Source organism: Ensifer canadensis (assembly GCF_017488845.2).
GTDB lineage: Bacteria > Pseudomonadota > Alphaproteobacteria > Rhizobiales > Rhizobiaceae > Ensifer > Ensifer canadensis.
The window spans coordinates 543,234-563,372 of record NZ_CP083373.1 but is presented as its reverse complement, the minus strand read 5'-3'; the positions used below and the strand labels follow the sequence as shown (position 1 = coordinate 563,372).

The following is a 20,139-nucleotide window of genomic DNA, read 5'->3' as shown; positions in this document are numbered from 1 at the left end:
GGACCTGATGATGTCCGGAAGAGGCCTCTCCCGTGACGAACCCCGATGCGCTATCTGCCACCCGCCATGCCGCCGAAGTGGCGAAGCTCGGCTGGGATTTGCCCGATTCGGAAAACTCGAGGTGGCCTTTCCAAGCGGCCATGGAGCGTTACATATGTGCAATTGTCCTGATCTTGGCCACCATGGTGATCGCTCTTAGCAATCTTAGGAAATCCTATGAGACTGCCGAAGGGCGCCTTGAAGTGTTGAGAGGGGTCAATCTCGATCTCGGCCAGGGAGACAGCGTTGCCCTGACAGGGGAGTCTGGTAGCGGAAAGAGCACGCTCCTGCATCTCGTAGCCGGCCTCGACCGTCCAGACTCAGGCGAGATCGTGATCGGGGACCGAGACATCTCCAAGCTGAACGATCGGGAACGCGCCGCCTACAGGCGGACAGAAGTCGGCCTTGTATTTCAGCAGTTCAACCTTGTCCCGTCACTGGATGTGGCCGCGAACATCGCTTTTCACGCCAAGCTCGCGGGACGCCACGATCCCCTGTGGGAAAATGAACTCGTGGCCCGCCTAGGAATCGAGACATTGCTGACCAGATATCCCGAGCAGCTTTCCATCGGACAGCAGCAGCGGGTAGCGATCGGACGGACCCTTGCCGCGCGTCCCGGCTTACTCCTGGCGGATGAACCCACAGGAAACCTGGACGAGGCCAACGGAGACGCTGTTCTGGAACTGATGCTCTCGCTGTCGAAGGCAACCGGATCGACACTGCTTCTGGTGACACACTCGCAAAGGCTGGCGGATAGGCTCGACCGGCAGGTGCATTTGCGGTCCGGGAAGATGGAATGAAGATGTGGACCGCAGCCACGGCACTTCTGTCCCACTGGCGACGACGACCGCTGCAGCTCGTCGCTCTCTTGTCCGGCCTGGCGCTGGCGACGGCCTTGTGGTCCGGAGTGCAGGCGATCAACGCAGAGGCCCGCGCAAGCTACACCCGCGCCGCGGTTGTGCTCGACCAGAACGGGTTGGCCAGCCTGGTTTCTCCAAACGGCCGCCCGATTCCTCAGTCCGCCTTCGTGCGGCTCAGACGGGCGGGCTGGATCGTGTCACCAGTTTTAGAGGGAGACTTTCGGTTCGGAACCACCCGGTTAAGGGTGATCGGCATCGAGCCACTGACGATGCCCGCGGAAACCAACACCGTCGATCTGGGAAATGCCGGGGACTTGCTTTCCTTCATCACGCCTCCGGGCATGCTGGTTGTCTCTCCCGAAACAGCGGAAAAAATGCGAGGACAGACGGACCTCGCACTGCGTGTTTCGGATCGGATGCTGGACGGCGCCGCCTTCACCGATATCGGCTTGGCCCAGAAGTTATTAAGAAGAGAGGGCGTACTCAGTCGGATTGTGATCGCCAAAAGCCAACGTTCCGGTCTGGATCCGCTTGAAAAGCTTGTTCCAACGCTCTCAGTTCGTCAGCCGAATGCAGAAACCGATGTCGAGCATCTTACCGAGAGCTTCCATCTCAATCTGACGGCCTTCGGTTTTCTCGCCTTCGCGGTGGGGCTGTTCATCGTGTACTCGACGATCGGTCTCGCTTTCGAGCAACGGCGGCCGACCTTCAGAACGCTTCGCTGCCTTGGAGTTTCGTTGAGTGCGCTTGCGGTTCTGCTGCTCGCCGAGCTTGCCCTTTTCGCCCTCGCCGCCGGGGCAGTCGGCGTCGCGATCGGCTATCTGATCGCGTCACTGCTACTGCCCGGAGTGGCCGCGACCCTTGAAGGACTTTACGGAGCCAGCGTGCCCGGCACGCTTTCCCTGCGTCCGGAGTGGTGGCTTTCGGGCTTTGCCATCGCAGTGGCCGGAACAATGGTTTCGTCGGCACAGAGCCTGTTGCGCTTGATGCGGGTGCCTTTGCTCGCGGCGGCCCAACCCCAGGTGTGGGGGCGGTCGTGGCAAGCGGGGCGGCGGATTCAAGTGCTGGCCGCGGCGGCTTTGCTAGCCTTCTCGGGAGCTCTTCTTCTATGGGCTGATGGACTTGAGGCGGGCTTTGGCATCCTTGGCTGTCTTCTGCTCGGGGCGTCGCTACTTCTCCCCACCGTGCTCTCCGGATTCCTCACCGTAATGCAGCGGACGTCTTCACGTGCGCTCGTCACGTGGTTCTGGGCCGACGCTCGGCAGCAGCTCCCCGGACTTTCCCTTGCGCTCATGGCATTGCTTCTTGCGCTGGCGGCAAACGTCGGCGTTGGAACCATGGTGTCGAGCTTCCGTCTCACGTTCGTCGCCTGGCTCGACCAACGTCTCGCCGCCGAACTTTACGTCGCTGCCCGGAACGAGGGCGAGGCAGACAGGCTCAGGACATGGCTCGCAACGAAGGTGGAATCGGTGTTGCCGATCTCCAGCGTAGATGCCGAGATCCGGGGGCAGCCGATGCAGATTTTCGGTGTCGTTGACGATCCAACCTACAGGAAGCACTGGCCCCTGATCGTTGGCATGCCGGACGTCTGGGATCGGGTGGCGTCCGGTCAAGGGGTGCTGGTCAACGAACAGTTCTGGAGGCGGGACCGGCTCCGTATCGGCGATGAGCTGGATCTGGCGGGGGACTGGAAGGCGGCGGTTGTCGGGGTCTATTCGGATTACGGAAACCCAAAGGGCGAGGTCATCGTCGGAATAAATGCGCTGACCTCTCGCTACCCGCAGGTCTCGCGTCTGCGCTACGGTCTGCGGATCCAGCCTGATCAGATTGCGGACCTACGATCGAGGCTCTCGGACGAATTCGGACTACCATCCGATAACGTCGTCGATCAAGCGGCACTGAAGGAACGGTCACGGCGGATCTTCGATCGCACTTTTTTGGTCACTGGCGCGTTGAACATGTTCACACTGGGGGTTGCAGCATTCGCTATGTTCTCGAGCCTCCTCACGCTTTCGGAAATGCGCCTCCCGCAGCTTGCGCCTGTGTGGGCCATGGGGGTCACAAGACGCGATCTCGCTCTTCTTGAGCTTCTGAGAACGCTGGTGCTCTGGCTGGCGACACTTATTGCCGCCTTGCCCCTCGGCCTAGCGCTGGCGTGGGTGCTTCTCGCGGTGGTGAACGTCGAAGCCTTCGGTTGGCGTCTGCCTATGTATATCTTTCCTTACGAGTGGGTTCGCCTCGGTCTCGTCGTGCTCGCCGCTGCTGTCGTTTCCGTATTTATCCCGCTTCGCCGGCTGGCCGGAGTCACGCCATCGGAACTTCTGAAGGTATTCGCCAATGAGCGTTAGATCGATTGCGATCGCTTTTGCGGCGACGACCATGGCCAGCATATCCGGGAGGCAAGCGGTCTCCGAGGGTTTTGGTGGCCTTGGCTCAGCGGCCGAAGGGTTTTCGGTGCCGCAACCCGGCCAGCTGTTGCGTTTTTCCGCCGACCACGGCCCACATCCGGACTTTCGGATAGAGTGGTGGTATCTAACGGCCAATCTTGAAGCACCCGACGGAACTCAATACGGAGCTCAGTGGACCCTTTTCCGGTCAGCGCTTGCTCCGGGTGAGGCCGGCGAGTGGTCGAGCCCACAGATCTGGATGGGTCACGCAGCCGTCACCACTTCAGAGGACCACTTCGTGGCAGAACGTATTTCACGCGGGGGCGTGGGGCAGGCTGGTGTTGTCGCGGAGCCGTTCGCGGCCTGGATCGATGACTGGCAGATGACGGGACATGCCGCCCCGGGATCGGATCAGCTGGCCGATCTCAACGTGACTGCAGCCGCAAAGGACTTCGGCTACGAACTCCGCCTGTCGGCCACCGGCCCGCTCGTGCCGCATGGCGATAACGGCTATTCGGTGAAATCAGCGAAGGGACAGGCCAGCTACTACTATTCGCAACCGTTCTACGCGGTGACCGGCTCGCTTTCGCTACCCACCGGGAGTGTAGAGGTGGCGGGGAAGGCTTGGCTTGACCGCGAGTGGTCGTCACAGCCGCTCGCGGAAGACCAGACCGGTTGGGACTGGTTCTCGCTGCATCTCGATACGGGAGAGAAGCTCATGGGCTTCCGTCTCAGAGATGAAGGAGAGGGATATACCTCCGCCACCTGGATCACCGCCGACGGGCGACCGGACCCCTTACCCGCGGGGGCCCTCCAGATCGCTCCCGTCCGGACTGCCAAGGTCGCGGGGCGTCAGATTCCAGTGGCCTGGAACATACGAATTCCCAGTCGCGGCTTTGACGTCACGACCAGGCCGTTGAACGACCAAGCATGGATGTCTACGTCCACACCGTATTGGGAAGGCCCGATTAGCTTCGGCGGCAACGTCGGTGGGAGGGGGTATGTGGAGATGACTGGGTACTAAACGCCTAGATAACCCTTCCCAAAATCCTGGGGTGAACGGAATCGAACCAAGGGCCCGGCGATCTCCTTCGTGCGACGCGCAGCCGCGCCAGCCATCCGCCCGCTTGTGCCTCGCGCTCTGCACAAGGCTGTGATTTTACCGAGGGCACTATTTGATGACGGGGAATGATTTCCGGACACAGAGGAGTTCTGCCTTGAGCGAAGACGCCTTCAACAGGCGATCCGCACCTTCCTGAAGGAAGTCGGCATGACCTCGCAGAGCAAGATCGAGGAGACAGTGTGCGAAGGGCAGATCGGCGGCAAGAAACTGAAAGTCCGCATGACGCTGACGGCGGAAACTTGCCGAGATCTCGGTCAACCGGGGACGCGCGGATCGCGAGCTTGACCTCGCGGTCGGCAGCCCGGTCGAGGTCGCCCTTAAGGAAGCGGCCTCGAGCGTTGTTGGGGCTATCGCCAGAAACGTTTCGCATCCACAAGATCGACGTACGCATCTTCGGCCGCCTCAAGCAGGCCCTTCTTGTTGCCTTTCGCGATTAGGGATGCCGTTGCCGGTTCGCCGGCCAGCCCGATCCTTTCAAGAAGTTGTGAACCAGCCGCCATGTCGTTCAACGCGCCGAGTTGGTCCTGCAGCTCTCCGAGGATGGTTATGAACCGCTTATGACGTCGTCGCCCCCGTTTGCCTGGGAAAAGAAGCGTGAAAAACTCCGACGCGTAGCGCAACTTCTTTGCATCCTTTCGGACCTTGTGGCGCTCTTCGTCGTCGACGACGACTATTGCCCGTCCGTCTCGCTTTATCTTCTTTCGCAGGCGCTCGAGCGCGGAGAAAGCAAAATCCACTGCCGGCACCTGCCTGAGATCCGTCGTTTCCGCGGCATCCAGCCAGGGACCGTTGGAAATCCATTCGGCAAGATCCAGCATAAATGCCCTAACCCTTTGTGAGCCCAGCGTTGCTTCCACCTCGTCATATGCGGAATCTCGCGCCTCGGTCAGGCGAATGCGCAATACCGCTAACTCCGTCTTGCCCAAGAGGACATCGATGTCTCGCGCCTGTCCGAGAACCCCGGCAAGCCAGCGCGCTTCACTCCCAAGGTGCTCGGATCGATCATCGGCGATGACGTCCTTGAATATGGAGAACGCCGATCGCAGTCTTCTCAGCGACACGCGAGCCTGGTGCAGTGCCTCGGCATCCCTGGCGGCAAGAAGGACCGCTTCGTTCAACCTGTATTGCTTGATGCAGGCCTGAGCGATCTGCTGAAAAGCGGCGGCCGTTGTGATCTGCTTATCCAGTTGGACGAGCTCCGCCTTGAACACACTGACGGCAGGTCCAAGGAGTTTGTAGCCACGCGCTGCTTTGCTCAGCACGCCGATCCGAACCGGTGCGAAGCCGTCCAGCTCCTGGGCAAGATCAAACAGAGCGGAACTGGAACCGTTCTTCAGCTCGAGTTCCAGCTCGCAGAATCGGGTTTCCCGATCGCCCACAGTAACACGCCCGATGTCCAACGCTGCTTCAATCTTGGCGTCGTCGCGCGAGAGCAACCACATTCGACGTTCGACGTGAACATCGAACCGGGCTTGCAGAGCGTCGACATCGTCTTCCAGAAGCGATCTGATTGGCGTCGAGTGATCGAGAACAGGCAGGTCACTGGAGATTGTGAACTCCCATTCAGGGCGCACGAAAAGCGCGGCTAACTTGGCGTTGTCTGCCTTGACGGTCTGCGTCCGCACTCCGTCTACCGTTCGGATCCGCAAGGAAAATCCCGCCGCGCGCAATTTGTGGTCCGGGGTGTCGAAGTAGACCGAGCGCTGGGACATGGTTTTAGGCTTGCCTGTCAAAAGTGGCGACGCCTTAATCCGCCCGAGCGCGTCGGGCGAAAGCTCAAGCTTGAGTTCCGTTTCGTTCACCTTAGTCGTCCCCATGGCCGTGATGGGTCAAGAACCTATGCTTCAACCATAACAAACTTATGGTCACCCGTCCGGGCACCTGGGACACGCGGCCCCGCTCGCGTCGCAATCACAGTCCGCGAGCTGCAGCTTGGAATGTCCGACCTTTGGCGGACACACGCGGCCCTATGCATGGCCATCGCGCTGGGAAGAGAATTTGCAGTGGACTGTTCTGAACCAGCCAAGCCGCATCACCTGCGCGATGCCCCGCGCGTCCTTCTTGTCGATCTTCACCGGCATCGTGGTTCGTTTGAGAGATCCTGATGCTCAGTTTCTAAGCCAGGCGTGAATTCAAACCATTAGGGCCTGGTCATTTCAGTGCGCGCGGCCGGGCGCAGATTTTTTCATCGGCCACAGGAATCCCAAGTTGACAGATATCAATCTATCGTCCAACATAAACATACACCGTCTTCTAATGTTGGACAATAGGAAAAAGAAAGAAATTTCGAATGGCAGTTCGCCCCCTTTCATCCGTGCTGAAGACACTTACTGCATTCGACTGTGTCGCGGCCGCCGCAGAGCCGATGCGCCTGGTCGACATCGCCAAGCAGCTCGGAGAAGCCCGCGGCGCTGCCCATCAGCGCCTCGTCACGCTGGTCGAGGCCGGCTGGATCGAACAGACACAGGATGGCCGCTACCGGCTGACACTGCGGGTCGTCAGCCACGCGGCCATGGCGTTGGAGCAGTCCAATCTCGGCGCACGTTTTGCGGGCGTTCTCGAGGAAATGGTGACGCAAAGCGGTGAAACGGCCTCGCTCGCAGTCCTCGATGGCAGGGACGCCGTTATCGTTCGGCGGGTGGAATCTCGTGGCGTTCTTCGCGCCGATCTCAAGGTTGGTGCGCATCTCAGGCTCGATAAGACAGCCTTCGGCCGCGTGCTCGCCTCGCACGCGCGCCCAGAAATCATTGAGCGACTGCGTGCGCAAGGCGTCAGCCTCCCGGACGATGACATGATGACGCTGGTTCGCCAGCAGGGATACGCCATTTCGGAAGTCGAAGGCCCGCGCACTGTCTCGGCGGTCGCCGCACCCATCCTAGACGCGCAGGGCGAGTGCATCGGCGCACTGGCCCTTTCGGGCCCGTTCCAAGGTTTTGATACTGAAAAATGCGCTGGGATCGTCGTTGCGGCAGCGGCGGCGAGCTCGGGGCGCATGCGAGGAGACCAATAAATGACTGCCCTTAGAAGACCTGCTCCGGCGCAGGACGCGTACCGCATTGCGCGGCTGATGCGTTCAGCCGGAGAAATGATGGCGCCTGAGCGCTTGGCCGCCATCCAGCCGTCGCGCGTCAGCGCATCGCGCGCGCTGCTCAGCCACGCAATCCGCGGTCGCTGGCAGATCCTTTGCAAGCGCTTCGAGATCGATGAGAAGGGTAACGGGGTTGCCGAATACCGCATCGATATTGGCAGCTGGCGCTTCAGCTTCCCCGTCTTCTCTTTTGAGCCCTCGCCCCATGGCCGCACCGGTCGGATCATCGGCCGGGCCTGGGACATGATGGGCGCATTGATCGAGGGCGATCTGAGCCAGGTCGATTTCGAGACCACGCGCAATGAGCTTCCCAAACTTTACGAGGGGCGCGCCACACCCGGCACGCTCATATGGTGCCGCTCCAATCGCAGCGGTCGCTTCTTCGAGAGTGCCCGCCAGGCGTTGACAGCGGGACGGCAGCCAGACGTCGCTGAACTTGCACAGACCTGCTATCTCATGCGCAACACCGGTCTCGACGGCAACGGCACGTTTGGAACGAAGAGTTTCCTTGCCTATGAAGCAGACCACCCACTGCGCTGGTCGCTCGCTGCGCAGATGCTGTGCGCCTACATGATGCGTGTCTTTGCTCAGGACCTGTTGCAGCATCTTGTCCGCCTCGGCTCGCCGCAGGCGCCGGACATGGCCAAGGACCTTCGCCGCTTCCTCGGCGTCGGCAACGGCTCGGCACTCGGCCTGATGCTATTCGTCAACAACCACCCGCGGCTGATCGAACGCTGGCTTTTCATTCGCGAAGAGGCAATTGCGCGCGCTAAGGCTGTACTCCCCGACGAAGCGGGCTCACAGATCATCAAGCTGCTGACCCTCGTCGACAAGGCAATCACCTTCCGCACGCAGGATCGTGCGGCCTACGAAAACTTCACGCGTTCCGACGTGCTTGCAGAAGAATTGCAGATCATCCGGCGCGCCGTCGCCGACCTTCTGCAACGCTGGCAGGCGGGCAACCGCTTCGAGGCCGAGCCCTTCGCAGAACTTGCGGCCTCGCTTGAGGGGCGCGTCCATGCGGAAGCCATGGAAACTCTTCATTCGCTCCTGATCGAATTGGTGCCCGACGAGGCCGATGCCCTGGTCGACGGCCTGGTCATCGACGAGGAGTTGACGGGGCGACCGGAAATGCCGGTTCACCGACTGCGCGACCTGATACGCAACGATTACGCCTGGGCCTTCAAGCTTAATCTGGAGGTTCCGGCCTCCGAGCGCTACGTCTGGTACAAGTCCGTGACCGCCGAAGAACCGCGCCGCGGCCTTGCAACGGAGGTCGGTCAGAATGTCGTCAATCTCGGCCTCGACCTGCCACGTCTCGTCGTAGCACTTGACCGCGACCTCTCGGCGGCCGACCCGAACCTGAGTACAGCCCGCTTCCTGTTCGCCCATCCACAGCACAGGGCCATCGTCACCCGTGTCCAGGCCCTTGCCGGCACCAGCCTGCATTCGCCCCATGCAGACATCATGAGCGGCTCCTTCACGCCAGCTCATATCACCCGCCTTCTCAATGTCGGTATCCACGGCATCGACAAGACACGCGACTTCCTCGATCGCAACTTGCGTGGCGTTCTGTTCCATGGCGCGCCCATTCCCGAAGACATTGCTTCTGGGAGCGCCGACGAGTTGTGGTTTTATCCTGCGGAGCCAAACCTGTGAGCACGTGCCAGTCTAATCTTGCGACCTCCATGACTGTCAGCCTGCGCGAGATGCGCATGGTGTTTGAGCGCCTGCTCCAGGTCACGCGCATCGAAAGCGGGCTCGTTCCGGCCCTTCGCGATTGCGCAGTCTACTCGGCCGCCCTCGGCGGCTTTGCCCGCTTGCCCGCAACGCTTGAGACGATCAGCAAGGCCACCCCCAGCGCACTTTCACTCGAGGGATCGGATGACCCTGTCATTCACTGCGGCGGCCAACATGCCTGGCTTGCCGCCGATGCCGCCCTTGAGCTGGCGGTCGAGATCCTGAAGACCGGCGGCCGTGGCATCGTCACCGTGCGCAACGCTGCGGACATCGGCGAATTGCGGGTCATCGAGGCGCTGGCGCAGCGCTTCGGCTTGAAGGCAATAGTCGCTGTTGGCGCCGATCGCGCGACGATCGCCGTCACGCCCGCAACTGATCCCGATGAAATCGCCCTGCTCGACAAGATCCGCCGCGACGGGGTCGATGTCGACGCCGCGCTCTGGTGGGAACTCTACCACCGCTCCGCAGAGGCGCTCGCCCCCGACTCCTATCTTTCGCGCCGCCATGCCGGACCGATTATCGTTGAGGCCGACGGCAAGGTCATCGGCCGCCAGGACGAGGACGAGACGGACTTTTCGTTGCTTCTCGCCGACGCGCCCAATAGCGCCGTTTCCGCCAAACATTGAACGGAATGACCATGATTATCGATGCTCTGCAATGCGGCCATTTCAACCGCGAATCCTTCGAAGCCCTGAAACGTGGCGGCTACAGCGCCGTCACGCCGACACTTGGCTTTTGGGAGGGGACGATGGAGTCGCTCGATTCCCTTGCTCGCTGGCGCGACATGGAACGTGAAAACGCCGACATCATCCTGATTGCCCGCACAGCCGCCGATATCGAGCGCGCCGAGCGCGAGAACAAGCTTGCGATCGTGCTCGGTTATCAGAACTCCAACCTCTTCGAAGACCGCATCGGCTATGTGGAATTCTTCGCCGAGCTCGGCGTGCGTGTCGTACAGCTCACCTACAACAACCAGAACGAACTCGGCGGCTCCTGCTACGAGGAGATTGACAGCGGTCTCGCCCGATTTGGCAGGGACGTTGTGCGCGAGATGAACCGCGTCGGCATGCTCGTCGATCTTTCTCATGTCGGCGACCGCACGACGCTTGACGCCATCGAATGGTCCGAAAAACCGGTCGCCATCACCCATGCCAACGCGGCCTCGCTCTTTGCGCACAAGCGCAACAAGTCCGACAAGGTGATCAAGGCACTCGCGGAACGCGGAGGCGTCATCGGCTGCGTCGCCTACCGCAACATTACGCCCGAAAGTGCCTGCGCGAGCGTTGATGGTTGGTGCGAGATGGTGGCGCGAACGGTCGACATTGCCGGCATCGATCATGTCGGCATCGGTACCGACATTTCCCACAACCACACCCAGAGTGACTACGACTGGATGCGCAAGGGCCGCTGGACGCGCTCCATCCAGTACGGCGCCGGCTCGGCGGCAACCCCCGGTGCAGTGCCGAAGCCGGAATGGCTCTTGAGGCCGGAAAACCTTCAGGACGTGGCGCCCGCACTCAAGCGCGTCGGGTTCAACCAGCAAGAGGCAAACAAGATCCTCAGAGACAACTGGCTGCGCCTCTATGGCGAGGTCTTTCGCGCCGACTGATCGATCCGGAAACGGAATCCAACAAAAGAAGGGCCGCCGCCGGCAGGCGAGCGGCCACGAGGAACAGCAATCAACCGACCGTTCGACTAAGGAGAACAACGAATGGACACGTTCAAGAAAGCATCGGCAATGCCGGTCTCGCGACGCGCCGTACTCGGTGCAGGCCTATTCGGGGCCGCAATGCTCGCATCACCTTTCGTGCGCCGTGCAAGCGCTGAAGAAAATGTACTCTATGTCAACACCTGGGGCGGCGACTGGGAAGCCTCCGTCAAGAAGTTCCTCTTCGATCCCTTTACAGCCGACACCGGTATCGAGATCCGCACGGTCTCGCCGATCTCGTTTGCCAAGCTCGCAGCGCAGAGGACGACTGGCGTCTTTGAGTTCGACGTCACCACGCTCGGTGTTGCCGACGTCGCCCGTGCAAATGCCGCCGGCCTCTTGGAAACGCTCGGCGACCACGTCGACACCTCGAAACTGTGGCAGGGCGCGATCTATGAAAACGGCCTGTCGACCCACGGCTTCGCCACGCAGCTGGCTTACAACAAGGCGAAGTATCCGGACGGGCTGAGGAGCTGGACCGATTTCTTCAATGTCGAAAAGTTCCCGGGCAACCGCAGTTTGCAGCGCCATGCCGCCCGCATTCTCGCCATCGCGCTCCTCGCCGACGGCGTCTCCCCCGACCAGCTCTTCCCCTATGATCTCGACCGTGCCTTCGCCTCGCTCGACAAGGTCAAGGACAACGTTCGCGTCTGGTGGACGGCAGGCCCGCAGGCCCGCCAGATCCTGACCGACGGCGAGGTCGACATGGCGGGCCTCTGGGACAGCGATGCTGCCGGCGCCAAGAAGGCTTCCAAGGATCCGATCGAGATCGTTTGGGATCAGGCGATCGTCGACCAGGCGTGCTGGATCGTCGCCAAGGACAGTCCGAGGGCCGAAAACGGCTTCAAGCTGATCAGCCATATCGGCCAGAATGCCGAAGGCCTCGCGAAGTTCTGCATCGCCGACCAGAATGGCCCGATGAACCCGAAGTCGTTCGATTTCATTCCGGCTGACGTGGCCAAGACCATGCCGACCTATCCAGATCACCTCGCCCGCGCTGTCATGCTCGACGGCGCCAAGCTGACGGCCCAGATCGACGAGCTGAGCAGCCGCTTCGAGAGCTGGGTCGGTCTTTGATCCAAACCTCCCGGTTCCGCAACAAGCGGAACCGGGAGGATCTGAAAACAGGTGAAACGGCATGAGGATCGGGTTTTCCCGATTAGGGTACTGAGGGAGCAGTGACATGAAACAGAGATCGTTTTCGCCCATTGCGGAGGGCCCGATACCGCTGATGGCCCCGGCAGCGGTTTTCCTTGCGGTGTTGTTCCTGGTACCGCTTGCCTATGTGGGCTGGATGAGCGTCTCGCAGCCCGCTCTTGGCCTGCAGAACTTTGGCCGTCTCCTGCATTCGGGCCTGTTTGCGTCCGTCATTTACCAGACCTTCAGGACCGCCTTCCTGGTCACGGCCCTTGCGCTTCTCTTCGCCTATCCTCTGGCCTATGCCGCCGCCAACGGATCGAAACGCTTCGCAACCTTCCTGCTGACCGTGGTCGCTCTGTCATTCTGGACGAGTTATCTCGTGCGCACCTATGCCTGGATGGTCATCCTCGGCAACCAGGGACCGGTCACAGCACTCCTTACCTGGCTCGGTTGGGATCCGGCACCCAAGCTGCTCTTCACCACCTTCAGTGCAACGCTTGCCATGACCCATGCGCTGATCCCTTTCATGACCATGTCGCTTTTCTCGGTCATGAAGCGCATCGATCCTCTCCATGTCCGCGCTGCCGAAAGCCTCGGTGCGAGCCCACTCCGGGCCTTCGTTGCGGTCTACCTACCGCTCTCGGCACCTGGCATCGTCAACGGCTGCACGCTTGTCTTTATCACCTGCCTCGGCTTCTATGTGATGCCTGTCCTGCTCGGCAGCCCGCGCGACCAGATGATCGCCGGTATCATCGGCGACCAGATCGAGCAGACGCTCGATTTCGGTCTCGGCTCGGCGATCTCCATCGTCTTGCTCGGCCTCACGCTTGCCGTCTACGCGCTTTACAACCGTTTCTTCGGTCTCGACCGGCTTTGGGCAGGAGGCGGCCGATGAACCCGTTCCTCCGCGCGCTTGCGCTCCTCATCGCCGTCTTCGTTGCCGCGCCGATGTTCATCGTCATTCCTATGTCGTTCAGCTCGGCAGCCTCGCTGACTTTCCCGCCGCCGGGTTATACGCTCGCGAACTACATCAATTTCTTCTCCGACCCGAACTGGACAGAGCCGCTGGTCAACAGCGTCATCATCGGCATCGGTACGGTCTTCGTAACGCTCAGCCTTGCGGTCCCCGCGTCTTTTGCTCTCGTGCGGCACATTTTCCTCGGACGTGGATTGTTCAATCTCTTGATCATGCTGCCAATGATCGTGCCAACCATCGTCATGGCGCTCGGGTACTACATGTATTTCGGTCAATTGCGCCTCGTGCAGAGCTACCTGGGCGTCATCCTGGCCCATAGCTGCATCGCCATGCCCATGGCGACGTTGATCCTGACCGCAGCGCTCAAAGGGTTCGACCAATCCGTCGAGCGGGCCGCGATGAGCCTGGGTGCATCACATTTCACGACGTTCCGGCTGGTCACCTTCCCGATCTTGCGTCCCGCCTTCACGGTTGCCGGCCTGTTTGCCTTTATCGCATCCTTCGATGAAGCCGTTATCGCGCTCTTCATCTCCGGCCGCGACAAGGCAACCCTGCCGCGCCAGATGTTCAATGCCGTCCGCCAGGAGGCGGATCCGACGATCTCGGCAGCCTCTTCATTCCTTTTCCTGCTTGTTCTGGCTGGCATCTCAATCTGGCTTGCACCGCAATTCCTGCGCCGCCGGTCCGGTTTCACGCGTCAGCCGCTCGAAAACGGCGCCACCAACACCGCTCCCGCGGCATCCTGATCAAGGAGCAAAGCCATGAACGCCCGTTCCCTCACACTCCGCAGCGTCAACAAGAGCTACGACGGCAAGCATATGGCGGCCGACGACGTGTCGCTCGACATCAAGGCCGGCGAATTTGTCTCCTTCCTTGGACCCTCAGGCTCCGGCAAAACAACCACACTGATGATGATTGCCGGTTTCCAGCATCCGACGAGCGGCGAAATCCGGCTCGGAGAGCGTGCCATCGACAAACTACCGCCGCACAAGCGCAACATCGGTATGGTCTTCCAGAACTACGCGCTCTTCCCGCACATGACGATTGCCGACAACGTCGCCTTCCCCTTGCGCATGCGGGGCGTGGAGAGGGCGGAGAAGGACCGCCGGTCGCGCGAGGCGCTGGCGAAGGTCGGCCTGCAGGGTTTCGAGAAACGTGTCCCCTCCGAGCTATCCGGGGGCCAGCAACAACGCGTAGCCCTTGCACGGGCGCTCGTCTTCCAGCCAGATGTTATTCTGCTCGACGAACCGCTCGGCGCACTCGACAAGGCGCTGCGCGAGCACATGCAGGTGGAGTTGAAGCGCATCCACCGCGATCTCGGCGTCACCATGGTCTATGTCACCCACGATCAGTCCGAGGCCATGACCATGTCGGACCGGATCGCCGTTTTCAACGGGGGACGCATCGAGCAGGTCGGCACTCCGAACGAAATCTATTTCGCGCCGAAGAGCCGCTTCGTCGCCTCTTTCATCGGCGACAGCAACATCATTGCCGCCACTTCGCTTGGCGGTGGCCGTTTCGAGACGCCAGTCGGCGTCGTCGACACGAAGGCTGCAGGTGGCGACCGAAACACCAAGGCCGAGCTGCTGCTGCGTCCAGAAATGATCCGTCTCGCTGTCGGGGCGGAGGCTGGGCGCCAGCCGATGAAGATCGACAGCACCATCAACTACGGCGACAACCTTCTGGTCATCGGAAAGCTCGGCAGCCAAGCGATCCGCATGCGCGTACCCGGCGTCGATGCACGAAGACTCGACGGCGCCTCGGAGTGCCACGTCACCTGGCGTAGCGAAGACGTGCACGTCATCGCCTGACAATCGCCAAGCAATTCAAGCATACCCTGGAGCCTGCCATGAACGACCGCCCAAACTCCCTCCACACCCTGGACCGGCAAAGCCTCGTCCATCCCTACACCAACCTTGCGGTTCACCAGGAGGTGGGGCCGCATGTAATCACTGGCGGCGAAGGGATCTACGTGATCGATGATGAAGGGAAGCGCTACATCGAAGGTCTCGCGGGCCTCTTCTGCGCCGGTCTCGGTTTCAGTGAGCAGCGGCTGGTGGAAGCGGCGACGCGGCAATTGAAGACAATGCCATTTTACCATTCCTTCGCCCACAAATCGACGGAACCGGGCATCCGTCTCGCCGAGAAGCTGCTTGAAATGGCTCCTGTTGCGATGTCAAAAGTCTTCTTCGCCGGCTCCGGCTCCGAGGCGAACGATACGGCGATTAAGCTTGTCTGGTATTATAACAATGCGGTCGGACGACCTGAGAAGAAGAAGATCATTTCGCGCCGCAAGGCTTACCATGGCGTAACGGTCGCCACGGCCAGCCTCACGGGCCTGCCGTTCCATCATCGCGATTTCGATCTGCCGATCGCCAATTTCCTGCACACTGACTGCCCGCACTACTGGCGGTTTGCCGAACCCGGCGAGAGCGAGGAGGACTTTGCGACCCGGCTAGTCGGCAACCTTGAGACAATGATACTTGAAGAGGGCCCGCAAACGGTGGCGGCGTTCTTCGCCGAACCGGTCATGGTGTCTGGGGGAGTGATCACACCGCCGAAGACCTATTTCGAAAAGCTCCAGGCGGTGCTGAAGAAGTACGATATCCTTCTGGTCGCAGACGAAGTCATTTGCGGTTTCGGGCGTACCGGCAACATGTTCGGGTCAGAAACCTACGGACTGAAGCCGGACATGATCAGTTGCGCAAAACAGCTTTCGGCCGCCTACATGCCGATCTCTGCGCTGATGATCAACGAGAAGATCGCGGACGTCCTCGTCGACCAGAGCCGCAAGATCGGCACCTTTTCGCACGGCTTCACCTATGGCGGTCATCCAGTCGCGGCCGCCGTCGCGCTGGAGGCACTGACGATCTACCAGGAAACCGACATCGTCTCCCACGTCCGCGCCGTCAGCTCGCGCTTCCAGGAGGGCATTCGCAAGCTTGGCGAACACCCACTGATCGGCGAGGCCCGCGGTGTTGGCCTTGTGGCCGGCCTCGAATTCGTCAAGGACAAGGGGACGAAGGAAAGCTTTCCGCCCACCTGGCAGGTCGCCAACCATGCAGGCAAGTTCGCGACCGAGCGCGGAGTCCTTACGCGCGGTCTTGGCGACATGGTGAGCCTATGCCCGGCCATGATCATTTCCGAGATGCAGATTGACGATCTCATGACCCGCATGCAGCTTGCCCTCGACGACACGCTTTCGTGGGCGCGCAGCCAAGGCTACATCGCGTGATGCCGCAGATCGCCATCTCCAACCGTCCGCCACATTGTTATGAACGGCTCGGCATGCTGATCGACGGCCGCTGGATCTATGAGACCGAGCGGCGGGACGCGGTCATCGATCCTGCCAGCGGTACGCTCATCGGCCATTTGCCCCATGCGACTGACGTCGATCTCGCGGCGGCCGTCGCCTCCGCGCAGCGTGCATTCGATAGCTGGAAAGACCGCTCGCCGCTTGACCGCGGACAGGTTCTGCGCCGCTTCGCCGAACTCGCCCGCAAGCATGCCGAAGACATCGGCCGAAGCATGGTGATGGACCAGGGAAAACCGCTTGCAGAAGCAATCGGAGAGATTCGATTCGCGGCTGACCATGCCGATTGGCACGCGGAGGAGGCGCGACGCATTTACGGTCGCCTTGTCCCTTCGCGCGATCCGCGTGTGCAACAGGTGGTCACCCGCGAGCCCGTCGGCGTCTGCATTGCCTTTACCCCCTGGAACTTCCCTTTCAGCCAGGCGCTACGCAAAGTCGTGGCGGCCCTGGCGAGCGGCTGTACGATCATTCTGAAAGGCCCGGCGGAATCGCCCTCCTCCTCGGTCGCGATCGGCCGGCTCATGCAGGAGGCGGGGCTGCCAGACGGTTGCCTCAACATTGTCTGGGGATCGTCCTCGCATATTTCCGAGACGCTGCTGGCGGCCCCTGAGGTGAAGAAGATTTCGTTTACGGGCTCTGTCGAGGTCGGCAAGCTGCTCGCTTCGCTCGCCGGCCGCCACATGAAGCGGTCGACGATGGAGCTTGGCGGCCACGCTCCCGTAATCGTCTTCGACGACGGCGATATTGAAGCTTCTGCCGACGCGCTTGCCGCCCAGAAGGTCCGCAATGCCGGGCAGGTCTGCGTCTCGCCGACCCGCTTCTACGTTCAGGCAACAGCGTATGACCGTTTCCTTGCACGCTTCGCCGACAAGGTAGCCGCAACGAAGGTTGGCAATGGCTTTGACGAAGGGGTGCAGATGGGACCGCTCTGCCACGCCCGCCGGGTGACGGCCATGGAAGGCTTCGTACAGGATGCTCGCGACCGGGGGGCCGAGATCGTGACCGGCGGCACCCGCATCGGCAATGCCGGCTTCTTCTATGCACCAACGGTCGTCGCCGGCGGCTGTGACGCTCTGCAACTGATGAAGGAGGAGCCCTTCGGTCCCGTTGCGACCGTTACACCGTTTTCTGGTTTTGAAGACGTGATCCGCCGCGCCAACAGCCTTCCTTTTGGCCTTGCTTCGTACGTGTTCACCGCTTCGAGCAGTCGAGCCCAGCACACAGCGCAAGCGCTTGCCGCCGGGATGGTCAGCATCAATCACTTCGGCCTGGCGTTACCCGAAACGCCATTCGGTGGCATCAACGACAGCGGCTATGGTAGCGAAGGCGGAGTTGAAACCTTCGACGGCTATCTCAACACGAAGTTTGTGACCCACTTCGAAGCGCGACCCGAATGAGTAGCCTTACTTCCTTGGAGAACAAAATGTTTGAAGCCATCGATACCGGATCAGACCCTTGCGACGTGCCAGTCAGCGAAGTCGTGCGTGCCGGCAACCTCGTCTGGTCGGTCCACATATCGGAGGACCCGGTGAACGGCGACCTCGTCACCGGCGACATTGAAACCCAGACGCGCCGAACACTGGGAAATCTCGACATCGCGATCCGTGCCGCAGGCGGCACACTGGCCGATGTGGTGCAGGTTCAGGTTTTCCTCACTGAAAGATCGGATGCATCCGGCATGAACAAGGTTTACGCCGAGTTCTTCAGGGAGCCCTATCCGGTACGTGCGACCGTGGTGGTGAAGGAGCTACTTACTGAAGGTCTTCGCATCGAAATCCTCGCCCACGCCGTTCTCGGCAACAATACATAAGGGAGCGGATTGTGTTTGAGAAAGTCGAAACCGGCATCGCTGCGTCAAAGGCGCCTTTGAGCGCCACGGTCAAGTCGGGCCCTATCGTGCGCTCCGCCCATATTGCGAAAAACCCGACGACGGGCGAGCTGATCACCGGCGACATCGAAACGCAGGCGCGCCAGGTGTTCCTCAATTTGCAACAGGCGCTCGAGGCGGCGGGCGGCACGCTTGCCGATGTCGTGCAGATCCAGGCCTATCTCACAGACAAGGCCGACGCAGCCGGCATGAATCGGGTCTATAGGCAGTTCTTTTCAGCGCCCTACCCGGTCCGTGCCACCGTCGTCGTCGATCTTCTTTCCGACGGAATACGTCTGGAGGTACTCGCCACCGCGGTCCTTTCGACCTCGGCCTGACGATCTTTTCCCTGTTTGCTCCAGGCCGTCCAAACGGGGCAGAAACCGCTCAGCTACGTCTGACGAGCTACTCCCAGCTGCTGCGCTGGGCGTCGACAGAGTGCTCTGCGCCCCTGCAATCGCCGCGAGATGCGTCAAGCGCCCCAGTCCACGCGCTCGGCCGGCGGCAAGACTCTTGCATGAATGACCTGAGACCCATCTTCCCTCCCGTTTCAGGAGAGGCTTGGACCCTTCATAACCAAAATGAAAACTGGCAACAGAGTCATATAACATCCGTGCCGAATGCTGACAGGGAAACTCGGCAATCAACAGGACTTGTAAGATGATCGATCTGCGACCTACAAATGGTTCTTTCCAAGACCCGTGAGACACTTGTAGGGCAATGCCGCGCAGAAACCCTAGGATGTTGATGAAGACGTGTTTTGATGCTGCTGTGGAGGGAAACTGGAAGAGCGATGACCAAAAAAGAGCACCCCACGCTTTTGTTCAAAACGGATACGCGCGCAATCCCTCTAAAGAAAGCTCTCGCATTCTGGGAAGAATCAGCCGGTTCGCTCTACGATTTCAACATTTTTCAGGCAAATGAATTTCACACCGCACATTGTACATTTCGCCTCGGAGACCTGTTGCTTACACACTGTGTAAGCGTGGCCCAAAAACTTAGTCGTTCCAACTATCGCATTGGCGCGGACGGTTACGACCATTTCGAAATACAGTTTTTCATCGATGGTCATTGGCGACGCCATGACGGTCGAGAAGAAGCTTACGCCGGGCCAGGAGACATGATCGTTCATGACGCGGCGCAGGCCCATGCGGGATCAGCAAGCGATTTCTGCAATCTTACTCTCTTCGTCCCCCGCTCACTGCTGGCCCGATTGTTGATCAACCCCGATGACCACAATATGAGAGTGCTCGCGGCTCGCGAGCCGATGGTCGGGTTGCTCCGCAACCACATCGACAGCCTTTTCCGTCTATTGCCGCAACTCGACGAGAAGCAGGCGGCGACGCTGGTAGCGCCGACGCTCGAACTTATCGCCGCCACCCTCAATGGTGTCCCGAGAGAAGATACGATGCACGGAATAGCCGGGGCGCAACTGGCAACTATCCGCCGTTATATCGACGCTCATGCACTGGATCCTGATCTGTCGCCCTTTCAGATTGCAGCACACTTCACGATTTCATTGCGCAAGCTCGCCTATCTCTTTTCAAAAGATGGCGGCGTTGCCTCCTATATTCAGGAGCGGCGCCTGGAAATGGCGCGCCGGGCACTTCGCGATCCCGCTCAGGCACACAGATCCATTGGAGAAATCGGTCTCGAACACGGTTTTACCTACGCTCACAATTTCACGCGCGCTTTTCAGCGCCTTTACGGCATCACGCCGCGCGAGGCGCGGGCGGCCGTAGCGCAAAGATACCGGATGGCAGGGATCAGCGAATCGCAAAACTGGTTCGACCGAGCGTCCCAATGGGGACGTTGGTAGTTGCCACATGCGCTCGCAGGCAACCAGCTGACTTTTGCGTAATGTGATTATTTTGAACGGTGCCATTTGCGCGCTGGGA

The 20,139-nt window shown here is 60.6% G+C and carries 17 protein-coding genes and 1 pseudogene; 17 read left to right on the top strand and 1 reads right to left on the bottom strand.

Annotated elements, in window-relative coordinates; genetic code table 11:
* Positions 1–182: 182 nt before the first annotated feature.
* From J3R84_RS32460 to J3R84_RS32445, 4 genes and pseudogenes are all read left to right on the top strand, one after another.
* Positions 183–839 (top strand): ABC transporter ATP-binding protein, encoded by a 657-nt coding sequence (locus tag J3R84_RS32460; RefSeq protein ID WP_057221043.1) that lies wholly within the window; start codon positions 183–185, stop codon positions 837–839.
* Positions 836–3,247 carry an FtsX-like permease family protein gene (locus J3R84_RS32455; RefSeq protein WP_203529196.1) on the top strand — a complete coding sequence of 804 codons (2,412 nt, stop codon included), beginning with the start codon at positions 836–838 and terminating at the stop codon, positions 3,245–3,247. The genes J3R84_RS32460 and J3R84_RS32455 overlap by 4 nt, the downstream gene beginning before the upstream one ends.
* Positions 3,237–4,310 (top strand): lipocalin-like domain-containing protein, encoded by a 1,074-nt coding sequence (locus J3R84_RS32450; RefSeq protein ID WP_203529195.1) that lies wholly within the window; start codon positions 3,237–3,239, stop codon positions 4,308–4,310. Before J3R84_RS32455 ends, J3R84_RS32450 begins: the two co-directional genes overlap by 11 nt.
* A gap of 193 nt (positions 4,311–4,503) precedes the next feature.
* Positions 4,504–4,694: pseudogene (locus J3R84_RS32445) on the top strand (DUF6494 family protein).
* 62 nt (positions 4,695–4,756) lie between these two features.
* Here J3R84_RS32445 and J3R84_RS32440 read toward each other — a convergent pair.
* Positions 4,757–6,211 carry a CYTH and CHAD domain-containing protein gene (locus tag J3R84_RS32440; RefSeq protein WP_203529194.1) on the bottom strand — a complete coding sequence of 485 codons (1,455 nt, stop codon included), beginning with the start codon at positions 6,209–6,211 and terminating at the stop codon, positions 4,757–4,759.
* Between the two features lie 488 nt (positions 6,212–6,699).
* On the opposite strand from J3R84_RS32440, the gene J3R84_RS32435 reads away from it, so the two are divergent.
* The 13 genes from J3R84_RS32435 to J3R84_RS32375 all read left to right on the top strand — a co-directional run bounded on the left by J3R84_RS32435 (position 6,700) and on the right by J3R84_RS32375 (position 20,060).
* The gene (locus J3R84_RS32435) at positions 6,700–7,419 is read left to right on the top strand and encodes an IclR family transcriptional regulator (RefSeq protein ID WP_203529193.1); all 720 of its coding nucleotides are present in this window, start codon (positions 6,700–6,702) and stop codon (positions 7,417–7,419) included.
* Entirely contained in the window at positions 7,420–9,156 is a 1,737-nt protein-coding gene (locus tag J3R84_RS32430) for a hypothetical protein (protein WP_203529192.1), read from the top strand.
* The gene (locus J3R84_RS32425) at positions 9,153–9,863 is read left to right on the top strand and encodes a hypothetical protein (protein ID WP_203529190.1); all 711 of its coding nucleotides are present in this window, start codon (positions 9,153–9,155) and stop codon (positions 9,861–9,863) included. Before J3R84_RS32430 ends, J3R84_RS32425 begins: the two co-directional genes overlap by 4 nt.
* Before the next feature lie 11 nt (positions 9,864–9,874).
* Complete coding sequence (locus tag J3R84_RS32420) at positions 9,875–10,846, top strand: membrane dipeptidase (RefSeq protein WP_171521002.1); 972 nt, start codon at positions 9,875–9,877, stop codon at positions 10,844–10,846.
* A gap of 102 nt (positions 10,847–10,948) precedes the next feature.
* Entirely contained in the window at positions 10,949–12,022 is a 1,074-nt protein-coding gene (locus J3R84_RS32415) for an extracellular solute-binding protein (protein WP_057221032.1), read from the top strand.
* Between the two features lie 106 nt (positions 12,023–12,128).
* On the top strand, positions 12,129–12,980 hold the full coding sequence (locus tag J3R84_RS32410; protein ID WP_057221031.1) for an ABC transporter permease: 852 nt from the start codon (positions 12,129–12,131) through the stop codon (positions 12,978–12,980).
* Positions 12,977–13,807: an ABC transporter permease gene (locus tag J3R84_RS32405; RefSeq protein ID WP_057221030.1), complete on the top strand. Its 831-nt coding sequence runs from the start codon at positions 12,977–12,979 to the stop codon at positions 13,805–13,807. The genes J3R84_RS32410 and J3R84_RS32405 overlap by 4 nt, the downstream gene beginning before the upstream one ends.
* Positions 13,808–13,822: 15 nt before the next feature.
* Entirely contained in the window at positions 13,823–14,872 is a 1,050-nt protein-coding gene (locus tag J3R84_RS32400; protein ID WP_057221029.1) for an ABC transporter ATP-binding protein, read from the top strand.
* 38 nt (positions 14,873–14,910) lie between these two features.
* On the top strand, positions 14,911–16,296 hold the full coding sequence (locus J3R84_RS32395; RefSeq protein ID WP_203529189.1) for an aspartate aminotransferase family protein: 1,386 nt from the start codon (positions 14,911–14,913) through the stop codon (positions 16,294–16,296).
* Positions 16,296–17,771, top strand: a complete 1,476-nt coding sequence (locus J3R84_RS32390) for an NAD-dependent succinate-semialdehyde dehydrogenase (RefSeq protein ID WP_057221027.1) — start codon at positions 16,296–16,298, stop codon at positions 17,769–17,771. Before J3R84_RS32395 ends, J3R84_RS32390 begins: the two co-directional genes overlap by 1 nt.
* A 26-nt stretch (positions 17,772–17,797) precedes the next feature.
* Positions 17,798–18,184 carry a RidA family protein gene (locus tag J3R84_RS32385; RefSeq protein WP_057221026.1) on the top strand — a complete coding sequence of 129 codons (387 nt, stop codon included), beginning with the start codon at positions 17,798–17,800 and terminating at the stop codon, positions 18,182–18,184.
* Between the two features lie 11 nt (positions 18,185–18,195).
* Entirely contained in the window at positions 18,196–18,579 is a 384-nt protein-coding gene (locus J3R84_RS32380) for a RidA family protein (protein WP_057221025.1), read from the top strand.
* 455 nt (positions 18,580–19,034) lie between these two features.
* The gene (locus J3R84_RS32375; protein ID WP_057221024.1) at positions 19,035–20,060 is read left to right on the top strand and encodes a helix-turn-helix domain-containing protein; all 1,026 of its coding nucleotides are present in this window, start codon (positions 19,035–19,037) and stop codon (positions 20,058–20,060) included.
* Positions 20,061–20,139: the final 79 nt, after the last annotated feature.

Bases quoted from the DNA above. Each gene is read 5' to 3' on its own strand.
- J3R84_RS32460 (WP_057221043.1), top strand. From the start codon at position 183: ATGGTGATCGCTCTTAGCAATCTTAGGAAATCCTATGAGACTGCCGAA.
- J3R84_RS32455 (WP_203529196.1), top strand. From the start codon at position 836: ATGAAGATGTGGACCGCAGCCACGGCACTTCTGTCCCACTGGCGACGA.
- J3R84_RS32450 (WP_203529195.1), top strand. From the start codon at position 3,237: ATGAGCGTTAGATCGATTGCGATCGCTTTTGCGGCGACGACCATGGCC.
- J3R84_RS32435 (WP_203529193.1), top strand. From the start codon at position 6,700: ATGGCAGTTCGCCCCCTTTCATCCGTGCTGAAGACACTTACTGCATTC.
- J3R84_RS32430 (WP_203529192.1), top strand. From the start codon at position 7,420: ATGACTGCCCTTAGAAGACCTGCTCCGGCGCAGGACGCGTACCGCATT.
- J3R84_RS32420 (WP_171521002.1), top strand. From the start codon at position 9,875: ATGATTATCGATGCTCTGCAATGCGGCCATTTCAACCGCGAATCCTTC.
- J3R84_RS32415 (WP_057221032.1), top strand. From the start codon at position 10,949: ATGGACACGTTCAAGAAAGCATCGGCAATGCCGGTCTCGCGACGCGCC.
- J3R84_RS32410 (WP_057221031.1), top strand. From the start codon at position 12,129: ATGAAACAGAGATCGTTTTCGCCCATTGCGGAGGGCCCGATACCGCTG.
- J3R84_RS32405 (WP_057221030.1), top strand. From the start codon at position 12,977: ATGAACCCGTTCCTCCGCGCGCTTGCGCTCCTCATCGCCGTCTTCGTT.
- J3R84_RS32400 (WP_057221029.1), top strand. From the start codon at position 13,823: ATGAACGCCCGTTCCCTCACACTCCGCAGCGTCAACAAGAGCTACGAC.
- J3R84_RS32395 (WP_203529189.1), top strand. From the start codon at position 14,911: ATGAACGACCGCCCAAACTCCCTCCACACCCTGGACCGGCAAAGCCTC.
- J3R84_RS32390 (WP_057221027.1), top strand. From the start codon at position 16,296: ATGCCGCAGATCGCCATCTCCAACCGTCCGCCACATTGTTATGAACGG.
- J3R84_RS32385 (WP_057221026.1), top strand. From the start codon at position 17,798: ATGTTTGAAGCCATCGATACCGGATCAGACCCTTGCGACGTGCCAGTC.
- J3R84_RS32375 (WP_057221024.1), top strand. From the start codon at position 19,035: ATGACCAAAAAAGAGCACCCCACGCTTTTGTTCAAAACGGATACGCGC.